This is a genomic window from Microbacterium sp. (genome assembly GCF_031178525.1).
Taxonomy (GTDB): domain Bacteria; phylum Actinomycetota; class Actinomycetes; order Actinomycetales; family Microbacteriaceae; genus Microbacterium.
In genome coordinates this window covers 1-2,501 of the sequence record NZ_JAPSJA010000325.1, presented here as the reverse complement: position 1 = coordinate 2,501, position 2,501 = coordinate 1, and the positions used below count along the sequence as shown (strand labels likewise).

At 70.5% G+C, this 2,501-nt stretch carries 3 protein-coding genes; 2 read left to right on the top strand and 1 reads right to left on the bottom strand.

Going from position 1 to position 2,501, the window contains the following annotated elements; genetic code table 11:
* Positions 1-445: DNA gyrase C-terminal beta-propeller domain-containing protein (locus RIF89_RS13880; protein WP_309069673.1), on the top strand; the 445-nt coding region annotated here is incomplete at its 5' end.
* Positions 446-455: 10 nt separating this feature from the next.
* On the top strand, positions 456-1,208 hold the full coding sequence (locus RIF89_RS13875; protein ID WP_309069672.1) for a sulfite exporter TauE/SafE family protein: 753 nt from the start codon (positions 456-458) through the stop codon (positions 1,206-1,208).
* A gap of 13 nt (positions 1,209-1,221) precedes the next feature.
* On the opposite strand, the gene RIF89_RS13870 is transcribed toward RIF89_RS13875, so the two are convergent.
* Positions 1,222-2,501, bottom strand: a 1,280-nt coding sequence (locus RIF89_RS13870; protein WP_309069671.1) for a toprim domain-containing protein, incomplete at its 5' end; no start/stop codon positions are given.

The following is a 2,501-nucleotide window of genomic DNA, read 5'->3' as shown; positions in this document are numbered from 1 at the left end:
GGTGTTCGTGACATCCGACGCGCAGCTGCTGCGCTTCGCAGCCTCGGCCGTGCGGCCGCAGGGCGCGCCCGCGGGCGGCATGGCGGGGGTCAAGCTCGGGGCGAAGGCCGAGGCCATCTTCTTCGGCGCCGCGACGGGCGATGAGAACGTCGTCGTGACGGTGTCGGGCTCGACCGCCGCCATCCCGGGCACCGACACCGGCCGGGCGAAGATCTCGGACTTCTCCGAGTTCCCGGCCAAGGGCCGCGCGACCGGCGGCGTCCGCGCGCACGCGCTGCTGAAGGGCGAGGACCGGCTCACGATCGCGTGGGTGGGCCCGGATCCGGCGCGCGCTGTCGATCCGACCGGGGCCGTGCGCAAGCTCCCAGAGTCGCTGGCGCGCCGCGACGCATCCGGTCAGCCGCTCGAGGCCGTCGTCGGCTCCATCGGCCGCACGCTGCGCTGATCCCATCGCCATGGAGCTGCTCGGGTTCGTCGCGATCTGCGCCGCCTCCCTCGTGGGGGCCGTGGGCCAGCGCGCGCTCGGGATGGGGTTCGGCCTGGTGACGGTGCCCGTGCTGGTCCTGGTGCTCGGTCCGCTTCCGGCGGTCACGGCCGTGAACGTGCTCGGCGCGCTCACGTCGATCATCGTGCTGGCCCAGGTGTGGCGACTCGTCGAGTGGCGACGGCTGATGTGGCTGCTGCTTCCGGCGCTCGCCGGTGTCGTGCCGGGGATCCTCATCGCCACCTCGGCCGACGACGCGGTGCTGAAGACCGTCGTGGGCGTGCTCATCCTGGCGGGTGTCGCGCTGTCGGTCTGGATGCGTCGCAGCGAGCGGCCCCTCGAGGGCGACCTGCCCGTCGCCGTGACGGGCGCCGTCGCCGGCGTCCTCAACGGATCCGTGGGCGTGGGTGCGCCCGTCCTCGGTCTGTACGGCGCGGTCGGAGACTGGTCGCAGCGCGCCTATGCGGCGGCGCTGCAGCCGTTCTTCTTCGTGCTCAGCGTCACGACCGTGATCAGCAAGACGCTCCTCGATCCGGCCGGCGCGCTGCCGTGGCCGTGGTGGGCGTTGCTGGTCGTCAGCGCGCCGCTCGTCGTCGGCGTCTTCCTCGGCGACCGGTTGGCCGGGCGCCTGCCGGAGCGCACGGCGCGTGCGATCATCCTGCTGATCTCACTGCTCGGCGGGCTCTCCGTGCTCTGGTCCGGCGTCGTCGCACTGCTCGCCTGACCGACGGATCCGGTCAGGCGTCGATGGCCTCGCGGCTGAGGCGATCGGCCGACTCGACGATGAAGTCGCGCCGCGGGCCGACCTCGTTGCCCATCAGGATCTCGAACGTCCGCCCCGCCGCCTCGGCGTCCTCGAGTCGCACGCGACGCAGCAGCCGCCCGTCGCGCATCATCGTGGTCTCCGCGAGCTGATCCGCGTCCATCTCACCCAGTCCCTTGTAGCGCTGGATCGGCTCCTGCCAGCGCTTGCCCGACTTGCGCAGCTTGTCGAGCAGGCGGTGCAGCTCGGCCTCGCTGTAGGTGTAGATCGTCTCGTTCGGCTTCGAGCCCGGGTTGATCACGATGATGCGGTGCAGCGGCGGCACCGCCGAGAACACCCGTCCGGCCTCCACGAGCGGGCGCATGTACCGGTAGAACAGCGTGAGCAGGAGCGTGCGGATGTGAGCGCCGTCGACATCCGCGTCGCTCATCATGATGACCTTGCCGTAGCGGGCGGCTTCGAGATCGAACGTCCGTCCCGAGCCGGCGCCCACGACCTGGATGATCGACGCGCACTCGGCGTTCGAGAGCATGTCGCCGATGGACGCCTTCTGCACGTTGAGGATCTTGCCGCGGATCGGAAGCAGCGCCTGGTACTCGCTGTTGCGGGCGAGCTTCGCGGTGCCGAGCGCCGAATCGCCCTCCACGATGAACAGCTCGGACTGGGCCACGTCCTGCGTGCGGCAGTCGACGAGCTTGGTCGGCAGGGAGGAGCTCTCGAGCGCGTTCTTGCGGCGCTGCGTCTCCTTGTGCGTGCGGGCGGACACGCGCGCCTTCATCTCGGCGACGACCTTGTCGAGCAGCATCGACGTCTGGTTCTTGTCGTCGCGCTTGGGCGAGGCGAAGCGCGCCTTGAGCTCGTCGCGCACGACCTTGGCCACGATGGCCCGGACGGCGGGAGTGCCGAGCACCTCCTTCGTCTGACCCTCGAACTGCGGCTCGGGCAGCGTGACGGTGAGCACGGCGCTCAGTCCCGCCAGCACATCGTCCTTCTCGAGCTTGTCGTTACCGACCTTGAGGCGGCGCGCGTTCGCGGCGACCTGGTCGCGCATCTGCTTGAGCAGCTCCTGCTCGAAGCCCTGCTGGTGCGTGCCGCCCTTGGGCGTCGAGATGATGTTGACGAAAGACCGGACGCGCGTGTCGTACCCGGTGCCCCAGCGCAGCGCGATGTCGACGCTGCACTCGCGCTGCACCTCGGTCGACACCATGTGCCCGTCGGCCTGCAGCATGGGGACGGTCTCCGTGAACGTTCCCG

Excerpts from the sequence above, each read along its gene's own strand:
- RIF89_RS13875 (WP_309069672.1), top strand. The coding sequence starts at position 456 with ATGGAGCTGCTCGGGTTCGTCGCGATCTGCGCCGCCTCCCTCGTGGGG.